Annotated in this window: 20 protein-coding genes and 1 tRNA gene; 12 read left to right on the top strand and 9 right to left on the bottom strand. The window is 72.8% G+C overall.

Annotation, left to right across the window (positions count from 1 at the left end; genetic code table 11):
- Window positions 1–18: 18 nt before the first annotated feature.
- Window positions 19–1,326 carry an extracellular solute-binding protein gene (locus ACFV0G_RS05800; protein ID WP_380542189.1) on the bottom strand — a complete coding sequence of 436 codons (1,308 nt, stop codon included), beginning with the start codon at window positions 1,324–1,326 and terminating at the stop codon, window positions 19–21.
- 132 nt (window positions 1,327–1,458) lie between these two features.
- On the opposite strand from ACFV0G_RS05800, the gene ACFV0G_RS05795 reads away from it, so the two are divergent.
- The 3 genes from ACFV0G_RS05795 (at window position 1,459) to ACFV0G_RS05785 (ending at window position 4,533) form a co-directional block, all read left to right on the top strand.
- Window positions 1,459–2,493 carry a LacI family DNA-binding transcriptional regulator gene (locus tag ACFV0G_RS05795; protein ID WP_380542186.1) on the top strand — a complete coding sequence of 345 codons (1,035 nt, stop codon included), beginning with the start codon at window positions 1,459–1,461 and terminating at the stop codon, window positions 2,491–2,493.
- Between the two features lie 181 nt (window positions 2,494–2,674).
- Window positions 2,675–4,075: an endo-1,4-beta-xylanase gene (locus tag ACFV0G_RS05790; RefSeq protein WP_380542183.1), complete on the top strand. Its 1,401-nt coding sequence runs from the start codon at window positions 2,675–2,677 to the stop codon at window positions 4,073–4,075.
- A gap of 224 nt (window positions 4,076–4,299) precedes the next feature.
- Window positions 4,300–4,533: a hypothetical protein gene (locus ACFV0G_RS05785; protein WP_380542180.1), complete on the top strand. Its 234-nt coding sequence runs from the start codon at window positions 4,300–4,302 to the stop codon at window positions 4,531–4,533.
- Between the two features lie 13 nt (window positions 4,534–4,546).
- On the opposite strand, the gene ACFV0G_RS05780 is transcribed toward ACFV0G_RS05785, so the two are convergent.
- The gene (locus tag ACFV0G_RS05780; RefSeq protein ID WP_380542177.1) at window positions 4,547–5,449 is read right to left on the bottom strand and encodes a LysR family transcriptional regulator; all 903 of its coding nucleotides are present in this window, start codon (window positions 5,447–5,449) and stop codon (window positions 4,547–4,549) included.
- Window positions 5,450–5,534: 85 nt separating this feature from the next.
- Here ACFV0G_RS05780 and ACFV0G_RS05775 point away from each other — a divergent pair, with 85 nt between their 5' ends.
- From ACFV0G_RS05775 to ACFV0G_RS05765, 3 genes are all read left to right on the top strand, one after another.
- On the top strand, window positions 5,535–6,473 hold the full coding sequence (locus ACFV0G_RS05775) for an NAD-dependent epimerase/dehydratase family protein (RefSeq protein WP_380542174.1): 939 nt from the start codon (window positions 5,535–5,537) through the stop codon (window positions 6,471–6,473).
- 1 nt (window position 6,474) lies between these two features.
- Window positions 6,475–7,368, top strand: coding sequence for an aldo/keto reductase (locus ACFV0G_RS05770; protein WP_380542171.1), 894 nt, complete (start codon window positions 6,475–6,477; stop codon window positions 7,366–7,368).
- 192 nt (window positions 7,369–7,560) lie between these two features.
- The gene (locus ACFV0G_RS05765; RefSeq protein ID WP_030272710.1) at window positions 7,561–8,235 is read left to right on the top strand and encodes a Crp/Fnr family transcriptional regulator; all 675 of its coding nucleotides are present in this window, start codon (window positions 7,561–7,563) and stop codon (window positions 8,233–8,235) included.
- An 87-nt stretch (window positions 8,236–8,322) separates the two neighbouring features.
- Here the strand turns inward: ACFV0G_RS05765 and ACFV0G_RS05760 are convergent, their stop codons facing one another.
- From ACFV0G_RS05760 to ACFV0G_RS05740, 5 genes are read right to left on the bottom strand one after another with little or no spacing between them, the layout of a single operon-like run.
- The gene (locus tag ACFV0G_RS05760) at window positions 8,323–9,144 is read right to left on the bottom strand and encodes an MBL fold metallo-hydrolase (RefSeq protein WP_380542168.1); all 822 of its coding nucleotides are present in this window, start codon (window positions 9,142–9,144) and stop codon (window positions 8,323–8,325) included.
- A complete protein-coding gene (locus ACFV0G_RS05755) occupies window positions 9,141–9,311 on the bottom strand; it encodes a hypothetical protein (RefSeq protein ID WP_380542165.1) in 171 nt (56 codons plus the stop codon). Before ACFV0G_RS05755 ends, ACFV0G_RS05760 begins: the two co-directional genes overlap by 4 nt.
- Before the next feature lie 47 nt (window positions 9,312–9,358).
- Complete coding sequence (locus tag ACFV0G_RS05750; protein WP_380542163.1) at window positions 9,359–10,219, bottom strand: NUDIX hydrolase; 861 nt, start codon at window positions 10,217–10,219, stop codon at window positions 9,359–9,361.
- A gap of 58 nt (window positions 10,220–10,277) precedes the next feature.
- Window positions 10,278–10,745 carry a RidA family protein gene (locus ACFV0G_RS05745; RefSeq protein ID WP_380542160.1) on the bottom strand — a complete coding sequence of 156 codons (468 nt, stop codon included), beginning with the start codon at window positions 10,743–10,745 and terminating at the stop codon, window positions 10,278–10,280.
- Window positions 10,745–10,903, bottom strand: coding sequence for a DUF4177 domain-containing protein (locus ACFV0G_RS05740; protein WP_095874066.1), 159 nt, complete (start codon window positions 10,901–10,903; stop codon window positions 10,745–10,747). The genes ACFV0G_RS05745 and ACFV0G_RS05740 overlap by 1 nt, the downstream gene beginning before the upstream one ends.
- Window positions 10,904–11,065: 162 nt before the next feature.
- Between ACFV0G_RS05740 and ACFV0G_RS05735 the strand changes: the two genes are divergently transcribed.
- Both ACFV0G_RS05735 and ACFV0G_RS05730 read left to right on the top strand, forming a co-directional pair.
- Window positions 11,066–12,133, top strand: a complete 1,068-nt coding sequence (locus tag ACFV0G_RS05735; protein WP_380542157.1) for an ArsA-related P-loop ATPase — start codon at window positions 11,066–11,068, stop codon at window positions 12,131–12,133.
- Window positions 12,130–13,296, top strand: coding sequence for an ArsA family ATPase (locus ACFV0G_RS05730; protein WP_380542154.1), 1,167 nt, complete (start codon window positions 12,130–12,132; stop codon window positions 13,294–13,296). The genes ACFV0G_RS05735 and ACFV0G_RS05730 overlap by 4 nt, the downstream gene beginning before the upstream one ends.
- Window positions 13,297–13,330: 34 nt before the next feature.
- Here ACFV0G_RS05730 and ACFV0G_RS05725 read toward each other — a convergent pair whose 3' ends face one another.
- The gene (locus ACFV0G_RS05725) at window positions 13,331–13,654 is read right to left on the bottom strand and encodes a WhiB family transcriptional regulator (RefSeq protein WP_380542151.1); all 324 of its coding nucleotides are present in this window, start codon (window positions 13,652–13,654) and stop codon (window positions 13,331–13,333) included.
- Window positions 13,655–14,055: 401 nt separating this feature from the next.
- Here ACFV0G_RS05725 and ACFV0G_RS05720 point away from each other — a divergent pair, with 401 nt between their 5' ends.
- Window positions 14,056–16,278 carry a transglycosylase domain-containing protein gene (locus ACFV0G_RS05720; protein WP_380542148.1) on the top strand — a complete coding sequence of 741 codons (2,223 nt, stop codon included), beginning with the start codon at window positions 14,056–14,058 and terminating at the stop codon, window positions 16,276–16,278.
- 63 nt (window positions 16,279–16,341) lie between these two features.
- On the opposite strand, the gene ACFV0G_RS05715 is transcribed toward ACFV0G_RS05720, so the two are convergent.
- Window positions 16,342–16,797: a GatB/YqeY domain-containing protein gene (locus ACFV0G_RS05715; protein WP_380542145.1), complete on the bottom strand. Its 456-nt coding sequence runs from the start codon at window positions 16,795–16,797 to the stop codon at window positions 16,342–16,344.
- 114 nt (window positions 16,798–16,911) lie between these two features.
- Between ACFV0G_RS05715 and ACFV0G_RS05710 the strand changes: the two genes are divergently transcribed.
- The 3 genes from ACFV0G_RS05710 (at window position 16,912) to ACFV0G_RS05700 (ending at window position 18,675) form a co-directional block, all read left to right on the top strand.
- On the top strand, window positions 16,912–17,514 hold the full coding sequence (locus ACFV0G_RS05710) for an O-methyltransferase (RefSeq protein ID WP_380542142.1): 603 nt from the start codon (window positions 16,912–16,914) through the stop codon (window positions 17,512–17,514).
- A gap of 44 nt (window positions 17,515–17,558) precedes the next feature.
- Window positions 17,559–18,500: a metallophosphoesterase gene (locus ACFV0G_RS05705; protein WP_380542139.1), complete on the top strand. Its 942-nt coding sequence runs from the start codon at window positions 17,559–17,561 to the stop codon at window positions 18,498–18,500.
- 101 nt (window positions 18,501–18,601) lie between these two features.
- Window positions 18,602–18,675 (top strand) — tRNA-Pro (locus tag ACFV0G_RS05700).
- Window positions 18,676–18,796 lie beyond the last annotated feature (121 nt).

Below are 18,796 nucleotides of genomic sequence, written 5' to 3'. Positions count from 1 at the left end.
GGGGTTTCCGAGTCTGTGTCAGCTCGCCGGCAGGGCCTGCATGGCCTTGACGAAGCCGGCTGCATCGAGCTGTCCGTTGAAGAACTGCTGGACGGCCTGGTGGATCGGCGTGATGGCCGCCGGCGGGTACGCCTGGTCCCAGGAGAGCTGGAACGAGGGCGCCTGCTTCACCAGGTCGAACTGGTAGGAGGAGTAGTCCGGGTTGGCCGCGCTGCCGAGGAACTTCGGGGTGTTGGTGGTGGTCGGCAGGTTGCCGATGGCCAGCTGCGCCTGGACGAACTCGTCGGAGTACTGGAGCTTGAGGAACTCCGCGACGGCCTCGGGGTGCTTGGTCTTCTTCAGCACCGAGTAGAAGTTGTTGGTGTTGCCGACGACGTCCTTGGGGTCGCCCTTGCCGTCCGCGACGGTCGGGAAGGAGCCGTAGCCGAGGTCGCTCTTGGTGAAGCCCGGGTTGGCGTCCTGCTGGGTCGAGTACTCCCAGGAGCCCATCAGCTCGAAGCCGGCCTTGCCGCGGGCGAGCAGCGCCGGGGAGCCGCCGTCGGTGAACTTCACCGAGTCGAAGTTGCTGCCGAAGGCGCCGGCGTCGATCAGCTGCTTGAGCATGCCGAGCGCCTTCTTGCTGTCCTCGCTGTCCCAGGCGGACTTGTCGCCGCCCAGCGCCTTCTCGAACAGGCCCGGCCCGGCGACCCGGTCGTAGACGTACTCGAACCACATCAGGGTGGGCCACTGGTCGCCGCCGCCCAGCGCGATCGGGGTGACACCCTTGGCCTTGAGGGCGCGGACGGCGTTCAGCAGGTCGTCCCAGGTCTTCGGCTCGGCGACACCGGCGTCGGCGAGCACCTTCTTGTTGTTGAAGAGCAGGACGGGCTGGGTGCCGCGCATCGGGATGCCGTAGGACTTGCCGTCGACCACCGCGGTGTTGAAGACCGACGGCAGGAAGCTGTCCTTCAGCGCCGGGTCCTTCTTGATCATGTCGTCCAGCGGCATCAGCAGGTCGGCCTTGACGAACGGGGCGATGGACCCGCCGCCCCAGTTGAAGAAGACGTCCGGGGCCTGCTTGGTGTTGATGAGCGTCTGGAGCTTCTGCTGGTAGTCGGCGCCCGGAATGGTGTCGAGGACCGCCTTGACCTTGGAGGTCTTGTTGAAGGTGGCGACGATCTGGGTCTCGACCTTGTTGGTGGCGTCGCCGTAGACCAGGACGTGGATCTGGCCGCCGGAGGCGTCGGAGGAGCCGGAGCCGCTGCTGCCGCAGGCGGTCAGGGTCAGGCCGAGGAGCAGGGCGGTGCCACCGGCGAGGGTGCGCGGGAGGCTGGCGTGTCTTCTCATCGCGGAGTTGCCTTTCGAAATCTTTCGGCGACATTACCGAAATCTATGGCGCGGTGAGACGCTAAGTCCCGACACATTCGAGGTCAACCCCCGGCTTCGGGGTTACCAAAGCGTGACCTGGGCGGGTGCCTTATGCTGCACGGCATGCGCGACGACGAGGAGACGGGGCGGGTGACGCTCGCCCAGGTGGCCGAGGAGGCCGGGGTCTCCATCTCAACGGTTTCGAAAGTCCTCAACGGCCGACAGGACGTCTCCCGGCCGACCCGGCTGCGGGTCGAGCGGCTGCTGGAGAACCACGGCTACCAGCGCACGCCCAAGTCGGCGTGGGAGGCGCCGCTGATCGAGATCGTCTTCCACGAGCTCGACAGCATCTGGGCGATGGAGCTGATCCGCGGGATCGAGAACGTCGCCAAGGAGCACGACGCCAGCGTGGTGCTCACCGAGAGCGGCACCCGGCACGCGCCCGACCCCGGCTGGATCGAGGGCGTGCTGCGCCGCCGCCCGCTCGGCGTGGTGCTGGTCTTCTCCAGCCTGCCGCCCGAGGTGAAGCAGCAGCTCAGGTCGCGGGCCATCCCGTTCGTGATCATCGACCCGGCGGGCGACCCGGAGCCGGACGTCCCCTCCGTGGGCTCGGCGAACTGGTCCGGCGGCCTCGCCGCCACCCGGCACCTGATCGAGTCCGGGCACCGCCGGATCGCCATCATCACCGGCCCCGAGGACATGCTCTGCTCGCTGGCCCGGCTCGACGGCTTCCGGTCCGCGATGAGCATGGCCGGCCTGCCGGTGGACCCGTCCCTGGTGGCCTTCGGCGACTTCCACGTCGAGGGCGGCCGGCTGCGCGCCATGGAGATGCTGGGCCGCCCGGACCGGCCGACGGCGATCTTCGCCGGCAGCGACCTCCAGGCGCTCGGCGTGCTGGAGGCGGCCCGGGTGCACGGCCTGAAGGTGCCCGACGACCTCTCGGTGGTCGGCTACGACGACGTCGCGATCGCCCGCTGGGCCAGCCCCGCCCTGACCACCGTGCACCAGCCGCTGCAGAAGATGGCCGAGGAGGCGGCGCAGATGCTGCTGCGGCTGCGCGCCGACGAGAGCACCGGGACCCGGCTGGAGCTCGCCACCAGCCTGGTCGTCCGCAGCAGCACCGCACCGCCGCCCGCAGAGGTCTGAACCACCCCGAAAATCGCGACACTCGGCGCCGGGCGCGCCCCGATCGGTCATGCCCGGGGCCTTGCCATGCCGAAAACAGTCGGTGCATACTCCCGAATGTTTCTGACGCAGCGTTGCTCCATGAGCACCACCCACCCTCCCCGTACCGCCCCCCACCCGGTTCAACGGAAAGAGGAATGGCATGCGCATGCTAGGACGACGCCGCCTGGCCGCGGCCGCCGCGGCAACCGCCGTGCTCGGCCTGCTCGGCACCGCTTCCCCCGCCGGTGCCGCCGACGCCAACTCCCTGCGGGCACTGGCCGAGGCGAAGAGCCGCTACTTCGGCACCGCGCTGACCCAGGACAACCTGAACAACTCCACGCTGACGGCCGTCGCCGCCGCCCAGTTCGACATGGTCACCCCCGGCAACGAGATGAAGTGGGACACCGTCGAGGCGTCCCGCGGCAGCTTCAACTTCGGCCCCGGCGACCGGATCCTGGCCTTCGCGCAGGCCAACGGCCAGCGGGTGCGCGGCCACAACCTGGTCTGGCACAGCCAGCTCCCGTCCTGGGTGAGCAGCCTGCCCGCCGCCCAGGTGCCGACCGCCATGACCGACCACATCACCGCCGAGGTCACCCACTACAAGGGCAAGCTCTACGCCTGGGACGTCGTCAACGAGCCGTTCAACGAGGACGGCAGCTACCGCCAGGACGCCTTCACCGCCGGGTACGGCTCCGGCCCGGCGTACATCGCGGCTGCGCTGACCGCCGCGCACGCCGCCGACCCGGCCGCCAAGCTCTACCTGAACGACTACAACATCGAGGGCCTCGGCGCGAAGAGCGACGCCATGTACAACCTCGTCAAGTCGCTGAAGGCGCAGGGCACCCCGATCGACGGGGTGGGCCTGGAGAGCCACTTCATCGTCGGCCAGGTGCCGTCGAGCCTGCAGGCCAACATGCAGCGCTTCGCCGATCTCGGCGTGGACGTCGCGGTCACCGAGCTCGACGACCGCACCACCGTGCCGGCGAGCAGCTCGGCGCTCACCACCCAGGCGAACGAGTACGCGGCCGTGGTGAAGGCCTGCCTGGCGGTGACCCGCTGCGTGGGCGTCAGCCAGTGGGGGGTCGGCGACGCCGACTCGTGGATCCCGAGCGCGTTCTCCGGCTACGGCGCGGCCACCATGTACGACCAGGGCTACCAGCCCAAGCCGGCCTACACCGCCACCCAGCAGGCCCTCGGCGGCACCGGGACGGGCGGTGGCGGCACGGGCGGCGGCGGTACCGGCGGGGGCGGCACCGGCGCCTGCGCCGCGGCCTTCTCCTTCGACCAGCAGTGGCAGGGCGGCTTCAACGGCAAGGTGACGGTGACCGCCGGCAGCGCCGCGATCACCTCCTGGAAGGTGACCCTCACGCTGGCCCCGGGCCAGCAGCTGTCCGGGCTCTGGAGCGGGTCGGTGACCTGGGACGCCGCGCACACCGTGATGACGGTCGCGTCGACCTACAACGGCAGCCTGGCGGCCGGGGCCTCGACCAGCTTCGGGTTCACCGTGCAGTCCAACGGCAACACCGCGGCCCCGACGGTGGGCGGCTGCACCGCCTCCTGACCGGCCCGTCCGGTGCGGGGCCGCGGCGGCCCCGCACCGGGCATCCTGCAAGAGCTTGCAGAAAGTTCCAGATTTCCCCGCGAGGAGCCTTGACGGGCCCGGCCCGCTCGGGAATCGTCTCCTCCGTGCCGCCCCCACCCGCGGCAGCCGCGCCCCCCTCGCGGCCGCACCACCCCGCGTCCGTCCGCCCCCGCACCGCGGGCGGACGCCTCCCGGAGGACGCCATGACGACCAGCACGCCCACCAGGGCCCGCCACGACCGCCCGCTGTGGCTCGTCACCATGCCGACCAGCGGCGACGGCGGCCGCACCGGCACCCAGAGCTTCGTGGTCCGCGGCACCACCCTGCAGGAGGCGATGGCCGCGGCCGAGCGCCGTTCCTGCGACGACGGCGCCCGGCTGCGCCGCCGCGGGGCCGCCATCGACCCGCGGCGCGCCAGCGCCGTCCTGCACCACTGACCCGCCGACCGGGTCAGCCGGCGCCGGCCGCCTCGCCGAGCAGACCGGCCAGCGCCCGCGCGTAGCGCTGCGGGCGGCGACCGGCCGGCAGCGCGAGTCCGACGTGCCGGGCCGGACGCGGTGGGCGCACCGGCACGACCGCCGTCCCGGGCAGCTCCGGGTCCAGGGCCACGGACGGCACCAGCGAGACGCCGACCCCGGCGGCGACCAGCGTCCGGGCGAAGAAGTAGTCCGTGGTGCTGCCGGCCACCCGCAGCTCGAAGCCGGCCAGCGCCGCGTACCGGCGCAGGAACGCCTCGGTCTTCAGGCAGCCCAGCACCCAGCGGTCCGCGGCGAGCTCGGCGAGGTCCACGGCCTCCCGGCCGGCCAGCCGGTGCCCGGTCGGCAGCACCACCGAGAGCGGATCGGTCATCAGGGGCGTCCACTCCAGGCCCGAGCGGTCGCCCGGCCGCACCGGCAGCGGTCCGTCGAAGTGGTAGCCGAGCGCCAGGTCGGCGATGCCCTGGCGGACCATCGGCAGGCTGTCCTCGGGTTCGCGCTCCAGCACGTTCAGCTCCACCTCGGGATGGGCGGCGGCGAACCGCACCAGCACCGCGGGGAGCAGGTGCCGCCCGCCGCTGGTGAAGGTGGCCAGGGTGAGCCGCGGCCGGTCCGCGCCGAGCCGCTCGATCTGCTCGCGGGCGTAGCGGAGCTCGGCCGCGACGGCGTCGGCCGTTCCGACCAGCAGCCGGCCGGCCTCGGTGAGCACCACGCCCCGGGTCGAGCGGACCACCACCGCCGTCCCCACCCCGCGCTCCAGCGCCGCCACCTGCTGCGACACCGCGGACGGGGTGATCAGCAGGGCCGCCGCGGCCCGGTTGAAACTGCCGTGCTCGGCGACGGCCCGCAGGATGCGCAGCCGCTGGACGTCGATCATCGCTCCCCCGGTCCACAGTTCTGCTTCATACGTGTTCAGCAGGTCGCCAGTTCCGCCGATGACGATACGCCAGCAGTCTGGGGGCATGGACAACGTCTGCGTCATCGGCGGCAGCCGGTACTTCGGTCTCCACCTGGTCACCCTCCTCCAGCGGTCGGGCGCCCGCGTCACCGTCGTCAACCGCGGCTCCGCACCGCCCCCGCCCGGCACCGAGCACCTCGTCGCCGACCGCTCCGACGAGGCGTCGCTGACCGCCGCCCTGGGCGGCCGGACCTTCGACGCGGTGGTCGACCAGGTCCTCTACACACCGGCCCAGGCCGCCGTGGCCCGGCGGGTGTTCGCGGGCCGCACCCCGCGGTACGTGATGACCTCGACCATGGAGGTCTACGACCCGGCCACCTCGCCGCTGGTGCCCGCCGCGACCGGTCCGGTGGACGAGGACGCCGTCGACCCGGCCGGATGGCCGGTCGACCCCGCCCTGCCGTGGCACGACCCGGCGGCCCTGGCCCGGCACTTCGGCGAACCCGCCGCGTATGCCGAGGGCAAGCGGCAGGCGGAGGCGGTGCTCGCCCACGACGCGCCGTTCTCCTGGGCGAGCGTGCGCAGCGCCCACGTGCTGGGCGGCGGCGCGCAGGACTTCACCGGACGGCTGGCGCACTACGTCGAACGGATCGCCGCGGGCCGACCGGTCGCGGTGCACCCGGCCGCCCGGCCGACCTCCTTCGTCCACCACCGGGAGATCGCCGCCTTCCTGGCCCGCACCGCCGCCGGCGACGCCACCGGCCCGCTGAACGCCTGCTCCGACGGGGCGCTCACCGCGGTCGAGCTGTCCGCCCTGGTGGCCGAGCGGCTCGGCACCTCGGCGCGCCTGCGCAGCCCGGAGGGCGGCGACGCCTCCCCGTTCTCCTTCGACCGGGACTACGCGATGGACAACGGCCGCGCCGCCGCACTCGGCTTCCGCTTCTCCCGGACGGCCGACTGGCTGCCCGGCGCGATCGACGAGGCCGCGGCGGGGGTGCGCTGAGATGGAGCAGCGCAGCATCGGCGGCGTCCCGGTCGGTGCGGTCGGCCTGGGCGCGATGCCGCTCTCGGTCGAGGGCCGCCCGGACGCGGCTGCGGCGATCGCCACCGTGCACGCGGCCCTGGACGCCGGGGTGACCCTGATCGACACCGCCGACTCGTACCACTGGCACGCCGGCGAGCAGGGGCACAACGAACGGCTGGTGGCCCGGGCCCTCGCCTCCTGGGGCGGCGACCGGTCCGCCGTGCTGGTCGCCACCAAGGGCGGCCGCGGCCGGCCCGGCGACGGCTCCTGGACGGTCGACGGCCGTCCGGACCGGCTGAAGCGGGCCTGCGAGGGTTCGCTGCGGCGGCTGGGCACCGACGCGATCGGCCTCTACCAGCTGCACAAGCCCGACCCCGCGGTGCCGTGGGCCGAGTCGGTGGGCGCCCTGCGGGAGCTGCTGGACGCCGGGCTGATCCGGGCGGCCGGGGTGTCCAATGCCGACGCCGGACAGATCCGCGAGGCCCGGGAGATCCTCGGCGCCGGGCTGGTCGCGGTGCAGAACCGCTTCTCGCCGGCCGTCCGCGACGCCGCAGCCGAGTTGCGGCTCTGCACCGAGCTGGGCCTGGCCTTTCTCCCGTGGAGCCCGCTCGGCGGGATCTCCCGCAGCGTGCTGGACGGACCGGGTGAGGACGGCTCCGCGGCGGCCGGCACCGCCTTCCACCGGGTGGCCGCCGCCCGCGGGGTCTCCCCGCAGCAGGTCTGCCTGGCCTGGTTGCTCGCACTCTCCCCCGCCGTGGTGCCGATCCCCGGTGCACGCCGCCCCGCCACGATCCGCGACTCGGCCGGCGCGGCCGGGCTCTCCCTGGAGGCCGCGGAGCTCGCCGCGCTCTGCGCGCCGCCCGCCGCCGGGTGACTGCCCCCGCGCCCCGCGGGAACCCCGCCGACCTGCGGCTGCGCCCCGCCCGGCCGGCCGTCCGCGGCTAGCACGGATGGGTTCGAATGGCCGCGTACGACACTCGGTGACCGACCCCTCCTCATATGATCGGAGCGACATGCGCCATCCTTGGTGGTGAGAAACTTCACCGGACGATGCAGGAGGAAGCACGTGGACGACGTTCTTCGCCGCGCCGCGCTGTTCGCGGCCCTCGACGACGACCAGGCTGCCGAGCTGCGCGCTTCCATGACCGAGGTGACGCTCGCCCGCGGCGAGTCGCTGTTCCACGAGGGCGATCCGGGCGACCGGCTCTACGTCGTCGTCGAGGGCAAGGTGAAGCTGCACCGGGCGTCGCCGGACGGGCGCGAGAACATGCTGGCGGTGCTCGGCCCCAGCGAGATGATCGGCGAACTGTCGCTGTTCGACCCGGGCCCGCGCACCGCGACCGCCACCGCGCTGACCGAGGTCAAGCTGCTCGGTCTCGGCCACGGCGACCTGCTGCCGCTGCTGCACGCCCGCCCCGAGGTGTCGATCGCGCTGCTGCGCGCCATCGCCCGCCGCCTGCGCCGCACCAACGACGTCATGTCCGACCTGGTCTTCTCCGACGTGCCCGGCCGGGTCGCCAAGGCCCTGCTGGACCTCTCCCGGCGCTTCGGCGTGCAGTCGGAGGAGGGCATCCACGTCTCCCACGACCTCACCCAGGAGGAGCTGGCCCAGCTGGTCGGCGCCTCCCGCGAGACGGTCAACAAGGCTCTCGCCGACTTCGCCGGCCGCGGCTGGCTGAAGCTGGAGGCCCGCGCGGTGGTGCTGCTCGACGTCGAGCGGCTCTCCCGCCGCTCGCGGTAGCCGCACGGCTCCCACGGACAACCGGAGGGGCGCGGAGGGCCGGACACGGTCACCCGCGCCCCTTCGCCGTTCGCCCGCCCCGTCGGCTCAGATGAGCCCGTGCTCCTCCAGGTAGCCGAGCTGGGCGCGCACCGACAGTTCGGCGGCCGGCCACAGCGCACGGTCCACGTCCGCGTACACCCGGGCCACCACCTCGGCGGGGGTCCGGCAGCCGGCCTCGACGGCCGTCTCGACCTGGGCGAGCCGGTGCGCCCGGTGCGCCAGGTAGTAGTCGACCGCGCCGAGGGCGTCCGCCAGCACCGGTCCGTGCCCGGGCAGCACGGTGCGCACCCCGTGCACGGAGGCCATGGTGTGCAGGCGCCGCAGCGAGTCCAGGTAGTCGCCGAGCCGGCCGTCCGGGTGGGCGACCATCGTGGTGCCGCGGCCCAGGACGGTGTCGCCGGTCAGGATCGCGCCGTCGGCCGGCAGGTGGAAGGTCAGCGAGTCCGCGGTGTGCCCGGGCGTGCCGACCACCCGGATCTCCAGGCCGCCGACGTCGATCGCCTCGCCGTGCCGCAGCCCCTCGTCGCCGAGCCGGTACGCCGGGTCCAGGGCGCGCACCCGACTGCCGGTCAGCTCGGCGAAGCGGGCGGCGCCCTCGGCGTGGTCGTGGTGGCCGTGGGTCAGCAGGGTGACGGCGATCCGCTTGCCCTGCTGCTCGGCCAGGTCGACGACCCGGCGCAGGTGACCCTCGTCGAGCGGACCCGGGTCGACCACCGCGGCGAGCGCGGAGCCCGGTTCGGACAGCAGCCAGGTGTTGGTGCCGTCCAGCGTCATCGGCGAGGGGTTGGGCGCCAGCACGCACAGCGCCCGCTCGGTGGCCCCGCCGCCGACCGTGGCGGCGGGGTCACCCGGGAGGAGACCGCTCACCGGCCGCCCTCGGCGGTGCGGGACAGCGACCGGGAGGGCAGCTGCCGCTCCAGCGCGCGGAGCGCGGGCCGGTCCGGCACCTCACCCTCGCAGGCGAGGGTCCTGGGGTTCAGGCTGCGGGCGGGCAGGGTGTACGCCGTCCGGCGAGCCACGTCGTTGTGGTTCATCGGCCTGTGTCCTTCCGTGTTCCGTGGGGTGCGCCCGGGCGTGCGGATCACGCCGGGAAGTCTCCGTCGATGGTCAGCTCGTCATACCCGTCCCAGCGCACCGTCATACGGTCGCCGGCCACCTCGGCGCGGCCGAGGATCGGTTCGACGGTGCGGCCAGCGGCGGCGGCGAGCGCCTCGGCGGCGGACCGCACCGGCAGCAGCTCGCGCAGCACCGTGACGGTCGGCGGCAGCATGCCGTACCGGCCCTCGGCGTGCCCGGCCACCGCCTCGGCGGGGGTCAGCCAGGCGACCCGGTCGGCCTCGCCGACCGTCCGGGCGGCGTCCTGGCCGTCCGGCATGGCGGCGACGAAGAACCAGGTGTCGTAGCGCCGCTCCTCGAAGGCGGGCGTGACCCAGCGGGCCCAGCCGGCCAGCAGGTCGCTGCGCAGCACCAGGCCGTTCTTGCGCAGGAAGTCGGCGAAGGAGAGCTCGTGCGCCTCCAGGGCGGCCCGCTCGGCCGTCCAGTCGCGGCCGGGGGCGGTGCTGTGCGCGTCCGGGCCGGCCAGCAGCACGCCGGCCTCCTCGAAGGTCTCGCGGACGGCCGCGCAGACCACGGCCTGCGCGGTGCGCACGTCCGTCCCGAGCCGGACGGCCCACTCCTCCGGGGCCGGTCCCGCCCAGCCGAGCTCCGCCTCGGCGTCCCTGGGGTCGACCCCGCCGCCGGGGTAGGCGTACATCCCGGCCGCGAACGCCATCGAGGTCCGGCGGCGCAGCAGGTACGCCTCCGGTCCGGCCGCGCCGTCGCGCAGCAGCACGACGGTCGCCGACGGCTTCGCGACGGGTGGGGTGAGCTCGCCGGCCGCGACCGCCCGGATCCGGGCAGGCCAGCCGGGCGGCATCGCGGGCGACGGTGCTCGGTGATCCATGTCCGGATGCTAAGCGGGCGGGCCCTCGCTTGGACAGAGCCCACCCCATCCGACCTGGTCAGGCCTGGCGGACCCGAACCTGGATCTCGACCTCGACCGGGGCGTCCAGCGGGAGGACGGCGACGCCGACGGCGCTGCGGGCGTGCACGCCGGCCGCACCGAGGACGGTGCCGAGCAGCTCGCTCGCGCCGTTGACCACGCCGGGCTGGCCGGTGAAGTCGGGCGCGGAGGCGACGAAGCCGACCACCTTGACGACCTGCTCGACCAGGTCCAGGTCGCCGACCACGGACTTCACCGCGGCCAGCGCGTTCAGGGCGCAGATCTGCGCAAGCGCCTTGGCCTGCTCCGGGGTGACCTCGGCGCCCACCTTGCCGGTGTACTCCAGCTTGCCCGCCACCATCGGCAGCTGGCCGGAGGTCAGCACGTGGTCGCCGGAGCGCACGGCGGGCACGTACGCGGCCACCGGAGGCGCCACGTCGGGGAGGGTCAGGCCGAGCTCGGCCAGCTTCTCCTCAACCTTGCTCATCAGCTCTTCTCCCGCTTGAGGTAGGCAACCAGCTGCTCGGGGTTGTTGGGCCCGGGCACGACCTGGACGAGCTCCCAGCCGTCCTCGCCCCAGGTGTCCAGGATCTGCTTGGTGGCGTGCACGAGCAGCGGCACGGTGACGTATTCCCACTTGGTCATGGGGGTGACTCTAGCCGCAGGCCCCGGTGTGAGGTGGGACACAAAGGGGGCATGAATCCGGGCGGGCGTCGGGATGCTCCCGGCATCGGCGCCGCGCGCTGGTTACCCTCGCCAGAGGGGCACCGGCGCGGTGCCGGGTCGACGGACGGACGGAGACGGAGCGTGGCGAGCACCCCCGGGCCGGCGGTGCCGGCCGACCCCGACTGGGAGGGGGTCCGGCTGCACGTCGTCAGCGGCAAGGGCGGGACGGGCAAGACCACGGTCGCCGCCGCACTGGCACTGGCGCTGGCGGCCGACGGCGGCCGCACCCTGCTGATCGAGGTCGAGGGCCGTCAGGGCATCGCGGAGCTGTTCGGGATCGCCGCCCTGCCGTACGAGGAGCGCAAGGTCGCCACGGTCAGCCCGGCCCAGCTGGGGCTGCCCGGCAGCGGCCAGGGCGAGCTGTACGCACTGGCCATCGACACCGAGCAGGCGCTGCTCGAGTACCTGGAGATGTTCTACAAGCTGGGCCGGGCCGGGAAGGCACTGCAGAAGGTCGGCTTCGTCGACTTCGCCACCACCATCGCGCCGGGCGTGCGGGACGTGCTGCTGACCGGCAAGGCCTGCGAGGCGGCCCGCCGCAAGGGCCCGGACGGCCGCCGCACGTACGACGCGATCGTGATGGACGCCCCGCCGACCGGCCGGCTGACGCGGTTCCTGAACGTCAACGCCGAGGTGGCCGGGCTGGCCCGGTTCGGCCCGATCCACGGGCAGGCCCAGGCGGTGATGCGGGTGCTCAAGTCGCCGGAGACTGCGGTGCACTTCGTGACGCTGCTGGAGGAGATGCCGGTGCAGGAGACCGTGGACGGCGTCGCCGACCTGCAGGAGGCGCAGCTGCCGGTCGGAGGGGTGCTGGTGAACATGGTCCGGCCGCCGATACTGGACGCCGCCGCGGTGGCCGCGGTCGAGGGGGACCACCGCGAGGAGGTCGCCCTCGCCCTGGGCGAGGCCGGGCTGGGCGGCCGTTCGCGCAAGCCCGAGACGGTCCGCGCCGCCGTGGAACCGCTGCTGGACCCGCTGCTGGAGCAGGCCCGGGAGCATGCCGAGCGGGTCGAGCTGGAGCGCGCGCAGCGCGCCGACCTCCAGCACCTGAAGCTGCCAACCTACGAACTCCCGCTGCTCGGCGAGGGTGTGGACCTGGGCGGGCTGTACCGGCTGGCGGGCGAACTCAAGCGGCAGGGAGCGGCATGACGGCCCGACTCGCGATCGACGCGCTGATCGACGACCCGGAGACCAGGATCGTGGTCTGCTGCGGTTCCGGCGGCGTCGGCAAGACCACCACCGCGGCCGCGATCGGACTGCGCGCCGCCGAGCGCGGCCGGAAGGTGGTCGTGCTGACCATCGACCCGGCGCGCCGGCTCGCCCAGTCGATGGGCCTGACCGAGCTGGACAACACCCCGCGGGTGGTCGAGGGCGCCGACGGCGGCGGCGAGCTGCAGGCCATGATGCTCGACATGAAGCGGACCTTCGACGAGGTCGTGCTGGCCCACGCCGAGCCGGAGCGGGCGAAGGCGATCCTGGCGAACCCGTTCTACCAGTCCCTGTCGGCCGGCTTCGCCGGGACGCAGGAGTACATGGCGATGGAGAAGCTCGGCCAGCTGCGGGCCGAGGACCGCTGGGACCTGATCGTGGTCGACACCCCGCCGTCCCGCTCCGCGCTGGACTTCCTGGACGCGCCGAGCCGGCTGGGCTCGTTCCTGGACGGCAAGGTGATCCGGCTGCTGACCGCGCCGGCGAAGGTCGGCGGACGCTCCGCGATGAAGTTCCTGAACGTCGGCATGGGGCTGATCACCGGCACCCTCGGCAAGATCTTCGGGGCGCAGCTGCTGACCGACGTGCAAACCTTCGTCTCGGCCATGGACTCGATGTTCGGCGGGTTCCGCGAGCGGGCGGACCGCACCTACCAGCTGCTCAAGGCGCCGGGCACGGCCTTCCTGGTGGTGGCGGCCCCGGAGCGGGACGCACTGCGCGAGGCGGCGTACTTCGTGGACCGGCTGGCCGCGGACGAGATGCCGCTGGCCGGCCTGGTGCTCAACCGGGTGCACACCACAGGCGCGCCCCAGCTCACCGCCGAGCGGGCGCTGGCGGCGGCGGAGGCGCTGGAGGAGAACGGCTCGCAGAGCTCGACGGTCGCCGCCGAGACCCTGGCGGCCGGGCTGCTGCGCCTGCACGCGGAACGGGTGCAGGTCATGTCCCGGGAGCGGCGCACCCGGGACCGGTTCGTCTCGGTCTACCCGGACGTACCGATCGTCGAGGTGGCCGCACTGGCCGGCGACGTGCACGACCTGGACGGGCTGCGCACCGTGGGCGACCTGCTCGGCGGCGCCACCGACCCCTCCGGCGAGGGACGCTGAGCGTCCGTCACCCGCGGCGGCGCCGGCCGGCCGATCAGCCGGCCTGCGCGTAGTCCGTCAGCACGACCCCGGTGGCCAGCGAGGCCTCGTACTCGGTGCGGGCCGTCTCCAGCAGCCGGCGCCACGACATCACGGTCGGCCGGCGGCGCAGCAGCGCCCGGCGCTCGCGCTCCGTCATTCCGCCCCAGACGCCGAACTCCACCCGGTTGTCGAGTGCATCGGCGAGGCACTCGGTCCGTACCGGACATCCGCTGCACACGGCCTTGGCGCGGTTCTGGGCCGCACCCTGCACGAACAGCTCGTCCGGATCACTCGTGCGGCAGGCCGCCTGCGCACTCCAGTCGTCCACCCAGCCCATTTCGGCGCCGTCCTCTCCCGAATCGGGGCTCCCCCACGGCGGCAACGGCATATTCACCGTTGCCAGTTGAGGACGTTACGGAAGAACGGCACGGAGCAACAGCCCCTGTGGGCTCAATCTCGAATGGCCCGATCGGACTATGGGTGCCCGACAGATCACTCGTTGGAGTGATCGCAGGTCGTGGGGCTTGCCAGAACCCATTCGACCTTTCTCGTCACACTGTGCCACCATGTCCCAGGCGCCCCACCCGGACAGCCGAGGGCAGAAACGGGCATATCGGGCAAAGCTCATCACTCACAAGAGTGATGATGATGAACAGAGAGAAGCTGTCGCAGTCTTGTGACAAGCGTAGGCGAACACCTGCCCCCCTGTACGGGAATCGGCGACGTAGTGTTCTCCCCATGGCACCTCAGCGACCCTCGGGCTCACCGCTCGACAAGGCAGGCCTCGGCATCAAGCTCCTGGGCACCAGCGTGCTGGCCGGGATCCTGGTCGCCGGCGTGGCCCTGCCCGCCGTCGGCGCACTCGGGCTCACCGCGAAGGACACCGCCGACAGCTTCGACAACATCCCGGACGACTTCAAGACGCCGGCGCTGTCCCAGGCCTCGCTGATCTACGACAACAAGGGCGGCCTGATCGCGAAGGTCTACGACCGCGACCGGACGATCCTCACCAAGGACCAGATGGCGCCGGTCATGCGCCAGGCCCAAGTCGACATCGAGGACAGCCGCTTCTACGAGCACGGCGCCGTCGACCTCAAGGGCGTGCTGCGCGCGGTCACCAAGAACGCCGAGTCCGGGTCCGCCGCCCAGGGCGCGTCCACGCTGACCCAGCAGTACGTGAAGAACGTCTTCGTCGAGCAGGCCGGCGACGACCAGCAGGCGTTCCTGGAGGCCACCCGCAAGAGCCTCGGCCGCAAGGTCCAGGAGCTGAAGTACGCCATCAAGCTGGAGGAGGAGCTGTCCAAGGACCAGATCCTCACCAACTACCTCAACATCACGTTCTACGGGCACCAGGCGTACGGCATCGAGGCCGCCTCCAACCGCTACTTCAGCAAGAGCGCCAAGGACCTCACCATCCCCGAGGCCGCCATGCTGGCCGGCCTGGTACAGAACCCCTCGGCGTACGACCCGGTGCTGCACCCGAAGGCCGCCCAGGCCCGCCGGGACACCGTGATCAACAAGATGCTCGAGTACAAGCACATCACGCCGGACCAGGCCAAGCAGGCCCTGGCCGCGCCGCTCGGCATCAAGTACCAGGAGCCGCAGAACGGCTGCATCACCGCGCAGTCCGGCATGGGCTTCTTCTGCGACTACGTCCGGCACGTGGTCAAGCAGGACCCGGTCTTCGGCAAGACCGCGGCCGACCGCCAGAAGCTCTGGAGCCAGGGCGGCCTGAAGATCTACACCACCATCGACCCGGACAAGCAGGCCGCCTCCTACAAGGCGGTGACCACCAAGGTCTACGCGGGCGACCCGGTCTCCGCCGCGATCAGCATGGTCAAGCCCGGCACCGGCGAGATCCTGGCGATGGCCCAGACCCGCCCCTACGGCCTGGACGCCAACAAGCACGAGACCGTCCTCAACCTCAACGTCGACGCCTCGATGGGCGGCGGCAACGGCTTCGCCCCGGGCTCGACCTTCAAGCCGATCCTGGCCTCCGCCGCGCTGGAGAACGGGATCCCGATCACCCAGTCGTACCCGGCCGAGAACAAGATCCCGTACCCGACGATGAGCACCTGCGACGGCACCTGGCGCAACACCGACGGCTCGACGGTCGAGAACGAGAGCAAGTCCGAGGTCGGCCCGTACGACATGAACACCGCCATGGCGAAGTCGGTCAACACCTACTTCGTCGAGCTGGGCAAGGACGTCGGCCTCTGCCCGATGCGCAAGATGACCAACAGTCTCGGCATCACCACCCGCGCGAGCGGCGCCACCATCCCCGAGGTGCCCTCCGCGATCCTCGGCACCCTGGAGGTCAGCCCGCTCAAGATGGCGGCGGTGTACGCCACCTTCGCCGCCCGCGGCCTGCACTGCGACCCGATCGCGATCTCCTCGGTGCTCTCCGCCGAGGGCAAGAAGATCCCCGTGCCGAAGGCCAACTGCAGCCAGGCCATGAGCGAGACCAGCGCCGACGGCGTCAACACCCTCCTCCGGTCGGTGACCGAGAAGGGCACCGCGGCCAACATCAGCCTCGACGGCCGCGACTTCGCCGGCAAGACCGGTACCACCGACAACCGGTACGCCGCCTGGTTCGACGGCTACACCCCGGAGCTCGCGGCCGCGGTCTGGCTCGGCGGCCCGACCGGCAACTTCTCGATGCGCAACGTCACCATCGGCGGCGTCCGCCGCAGCGCCGTCTACGGCGCCGACGGCCCCGGCCCGATCTGGCAGATGGCGATGCGGGAGGCGGTCAAGGACCTGCCGAGCACCCCGATCCAGACCGTGGACATCCCGGCCCCCCAGCCGACCGACCAGCCCAGCGACAGCCCCGCCCCGCCGCCCACCAGCGGCGTGATCGGCGGCAACGCCAACGGCGGCCTGGTCAACGGCGGGTTCACCCTCCCGCCGGGCGTCATCGGCGGCAACAGCGGGCGGCCCACCAAGCCCGGCCACCACTGACGGCCCGCACACCGCGAGGGCGGCCCCCCGGTCGGGGGGCCGCCCTCGGGCGTTCCGTCCTCGTCAGCCCGCCAGCGCGGCCTTCACCGCGGCAGCCACCCGGCCGCCCTCGGCGCGGTCGCCCACCTTCGGGCGGACCAGCTTCATCACGGCACCCATCGCCTGCGGACCGGACGCCCCGCTCTCGGCCACCGCCTCGGCCACGATCGCGGTCAGCTCCTCGTCGCTCAGCTGCTGTGGCAGGTAGCCCGCGAGCACCTCGCCCTCGGCCCGCTCCTGCGCCGCGGACTCGGCACGGCCGGCGTTCTCGAACGCCTCTGCGGCCTCCCGGCGCTTCTTCGCCTCCCGGGTGATCACCTTCAGCACCTCGGCGTCCGAGAGCTCCCGCTTCGTCTTGCCCGCCACCTCCTCGGAGGTGATCGCGGACAGCGTCAGCCGGAGGGTGGACGAGCGGAGCTCGTCCCGGGCCTTGATCGCAGCCGTGAGGTCCTCCTGCAGCTGCACCTTGAGCGTCGTCATGCGCCGATTCTGGCACCGGGCCCGCCCGAACGCCCCTCCTTTACCGCGCGCCCGCCCCGACGGGCCTGCGGAAGGCGGCTTCCCCGGCACGGCGGCGCTGCCAGGATGACCGGCATGGGGATGGACGGAACGAACGCGTACGGCCGGGCGGACGACTGGCCCGAGCCCGTCGGACGGGCACTGCGGGCGGCCCGGGAGCACGGCTTCGCGCAGTCCTGCCGGCCCGAGCAGGGGCGGCTGCTGCAGGTGCTCGCGGGCGGCGCACGAGTGCGGATCGGCGAGAGCGGCACCGGGCACGGGGTGGGCCTGGCCTGGCTGGCCTCGGGCGCCGCACCGGGGGTCGAGCTGGTGAGCGTCGAACGCGACCCGGACCGGGCGAGCGCCGCGGCCGGGCTGTTCGCCGACCGCCCGGACGTCCGGGTGCTCTGCGCCGACTGGACCGAGCTGTACGCGCACGGCCCGTACGACCTGCTGGTGCTGGACGGCGGCGGGCAGGCCAAGGGCGGCGGGACCGCCGACCCCGAGCGGCTGCTCGCACCCGGCGGGGTGCTCGTGGTGGACGACTTCACACCCGTCGGCAGCTGGCCGCCGCTGTTCGAGGGGCGGCCCGACGGGGCCCGGCTGCACTGGCTGCAGCACCCCGCGCTGCGCGCCGTCGACCTGCCGCTGGCGGCCGACCTCAGCAGCGTGGTCGCCGTCCGCAAGCACCCGGAATGACCTGCCCGTTCACACCCCGAACGAGGGTCTGAGAGCATGGACCGATGCGACCGCTGTACTCCGTCCCGCTCGGAATCGCCGCCACCGGCGCCGCCTGCCTCGCCTACTCCGCCGGCTACGAGGTCCGCTCGTTCCGGCTGCGCCGGGTCGAGGTCCCGATCCTGCCGCAGGGGGCGCGGCCGATCCGGGTGCTCCAGGTCTCCGACATACACATGGTGAACGGGCAGCGGAAGAAGCAGCGCTGGCTGCAGAGCCTCGCCGGCCTGCGGCCCGACCTGGTGGTGAACACCGGCGACAACCTCTCCGACCCGCTCGGCGTCCCCGCCGCCCTCGACGCCCTCGGGCCGCTGATGGAGTTCCCCGGGGTGTACGTCTTCGGCTCGAACGACTACTACGGGCCCGCCCGCAAGAGCCCCACCCGGTACCTGACCGCCCTGCGCACCGGCGTGCACGGACTGAACAACCCGGACGGCAGCAGCAGCCGCGGCATCAAGGGCGCCGTCCACAACCCGTGGCAGAAGCTCCGCGACGGCTTCGACGACGCCGGCTGGCTCAACCTGAACAACGCCCGCGGGCGGCTCACCCTCGCCGGCCTCGACGTCGAGTTCACCGGCCTGGACGACCCGCACATCCGGCACGACAAGTACGCCAAGGTCGCGGGCGGCCCGTCCGCCGACGCCGACCTGTCGCTGGCCGTGGTGCACGCCCCGTACCTGCGGGTGCTGGACGCCTTCACCGCCGACCGCTACCCGCTGATCCTGGCCGGGCACACCCACGGTGGGCAGCTGTGCATCCCCTTCTACGGCGCCCTGGTCACCAACTGCGACCTGGACGCCGACCGGGTCAAGGGCCTCTCCTCCCACAAGGCCGGCGGCCACCGCTCCTACCTGCACGTCTCGGCCGGCTGCGGCACCAACCGCTACACCCCGGTCCGCTTCGCCTGCCCGCCGGAGGCCACCCTGCTGACCCTCACGCCGCGCCGCTGACCTGCCCCGACGCCCCCCGGGGAATCGGATTTCGTCTCTCGGCACACATCCTGTTAGAGTTCTACTCGTTGCGCCGGAGACGGAAGGCAACAGAGCAGGACCGGGGTGTAGCGCAGCTTGGTAGCGCGCTTCGTTCGGGACGAAGAGGCCGTGGGTTCAAATCCCGCCACCCCGACCCAGTAGTGGGGGGGGCGGCGCGGGGCGGGCTCGGCGGGGCCGGCCAGGCTTTTGGGGTGCGCGACGCCAGGGGTGAGCGCCGGGGGGGGCCCCCCCCCGCGCCCACCGCGGCCCCGCCG

The sequence above is a fragment of the Kitasatospora sp. NPDC059571 genome (genome assembly GCF_042735675.1).
Lineage (GTDB): Bacteria > Actinomycetota > Actinomycetes > Streptomycetales > Streptomycetaceae > Kitasatospora.
This window is presented reverse-complemented; position numbering and strand designations above follow the sequence as displayed.

Coding starts and splice junctions, on each gene's coding strand:
- ACFV0G_RS05800 (WP_380542189.1), bottom strand. CDS start 1,326: ATGAGAAGACACGCCAGCCTCCCGCGCACCCTCGCCGGTGGCACCGCC.
- ACFV0G_RS05795 (WP_380542186.1), top strand. CDS start 1,459: ATGCTGCACGGCATGCGCGACGACGAGGAGACGGGGCGGGTGACGCTC.
- ACFV0G_RS05790 (WP_380542183.1), top strand. CDS start 2,675: ATGCGCATGCTAGGACGACGCCGCCTGGCCGCGGCCGCCGCGGCAACC.
- ACFV0G_RS05785 (WP_380542180.1), top strand. CDS start 4,300: ATGACGACCAGCACGCCCACCAGGGCCCGCCACGACCGCCCGCTGTGG.
- ACFV0G_RS05780 (WP_380542177.1), bottom strand. CDS start 5,449: ATGATCGACGTCCAGCGGCTGCGCATCCTGCGGGCCGTCGCCGAGCAC.
- ACFV0G_RS05775 (WP_380542174.1), top strand. CDS start 5,535: ATGGACAACGTCTGCGTCATCGGCGGCAGCCGGTACTTCGGTCTCCAC.
- ACFV0G_RS05770 (WP_380542171.1), top strand. CDS start 6,475: ATGGAGCAGCGCAGCATCGGCGGCGTCCCGGTCGGTGCGGTCGGCCTG.
- ACFV0G_RS05755 (WP_380542165.1), bottom strand. CDS start 9,311: ATGAACCACAACGACGTGGCTCGCCGGACGGCGTACACCCTGCCCGCC.
- ACFV0G_RS05750 (WP_380542163.1), bottom strand. CDS start 10,219: ATGGATCACCGAGCACCGTCGCCCGCGATGCCGCCCGGCTGGCCTGCC.
- ACFV0G_RS05745 (WP_380542160.1), bottom strand. CDS start 10,745: ATGAGCAAGGTTGAGGAGAAGCTGGCCGAGCTCGGCCTGACCCTCCCC.
- ACFV0G_RS05740 (WP_095874066.1), bottom strand. CDS start 10,903: ATGACCAAGTGGGAATACGTCACCGTGCCGCTGCTCGTGCACGCCACC.
- ACFV0G_RS05730 (WP_380542154.1), top strand. CDS start 12,130: ATGACGGCCCGACTCGCGATCGACGCGCTGATCGACGACCCGGAGACC.
- ACFV0G_RS05725 (WP_380542151.1), bottom strand. CDS start 13,654: ATGGGCTGGGTGGACGACTGGAGTGCGCAGGCGGCCTGCCGCACGAGT.
- ACFV0G_RS05720 (WP_380542148.1), top strand. CDS start 14,056: ATGGCACCTCAGCGACCCTCGGGCTCACCGCTCGACAAGGCAGGCCTC.
- ACFV0G_RS05715 (WP_380542145.1), bottom strand. CDS start 16,797: ATGACGACGCTCAAGGTGCAGCTGCAGGAGGACCTCACGGCTGCGATC.
- ACFV0G_RS05710 (WP_380542142.1), top strand. CDS start 16,912: ATGGGGATGGACGGAACGAACGCGTACGGCCGGGCGGACGACTGGCCC.
- ACFV0G_RS05705 (WP_380542139.1), top strand. CDS start 17,559: ATGCGACCGCTGTACTCCGTCCCGCTCGGAATCGCCGCCACCGGCGCC.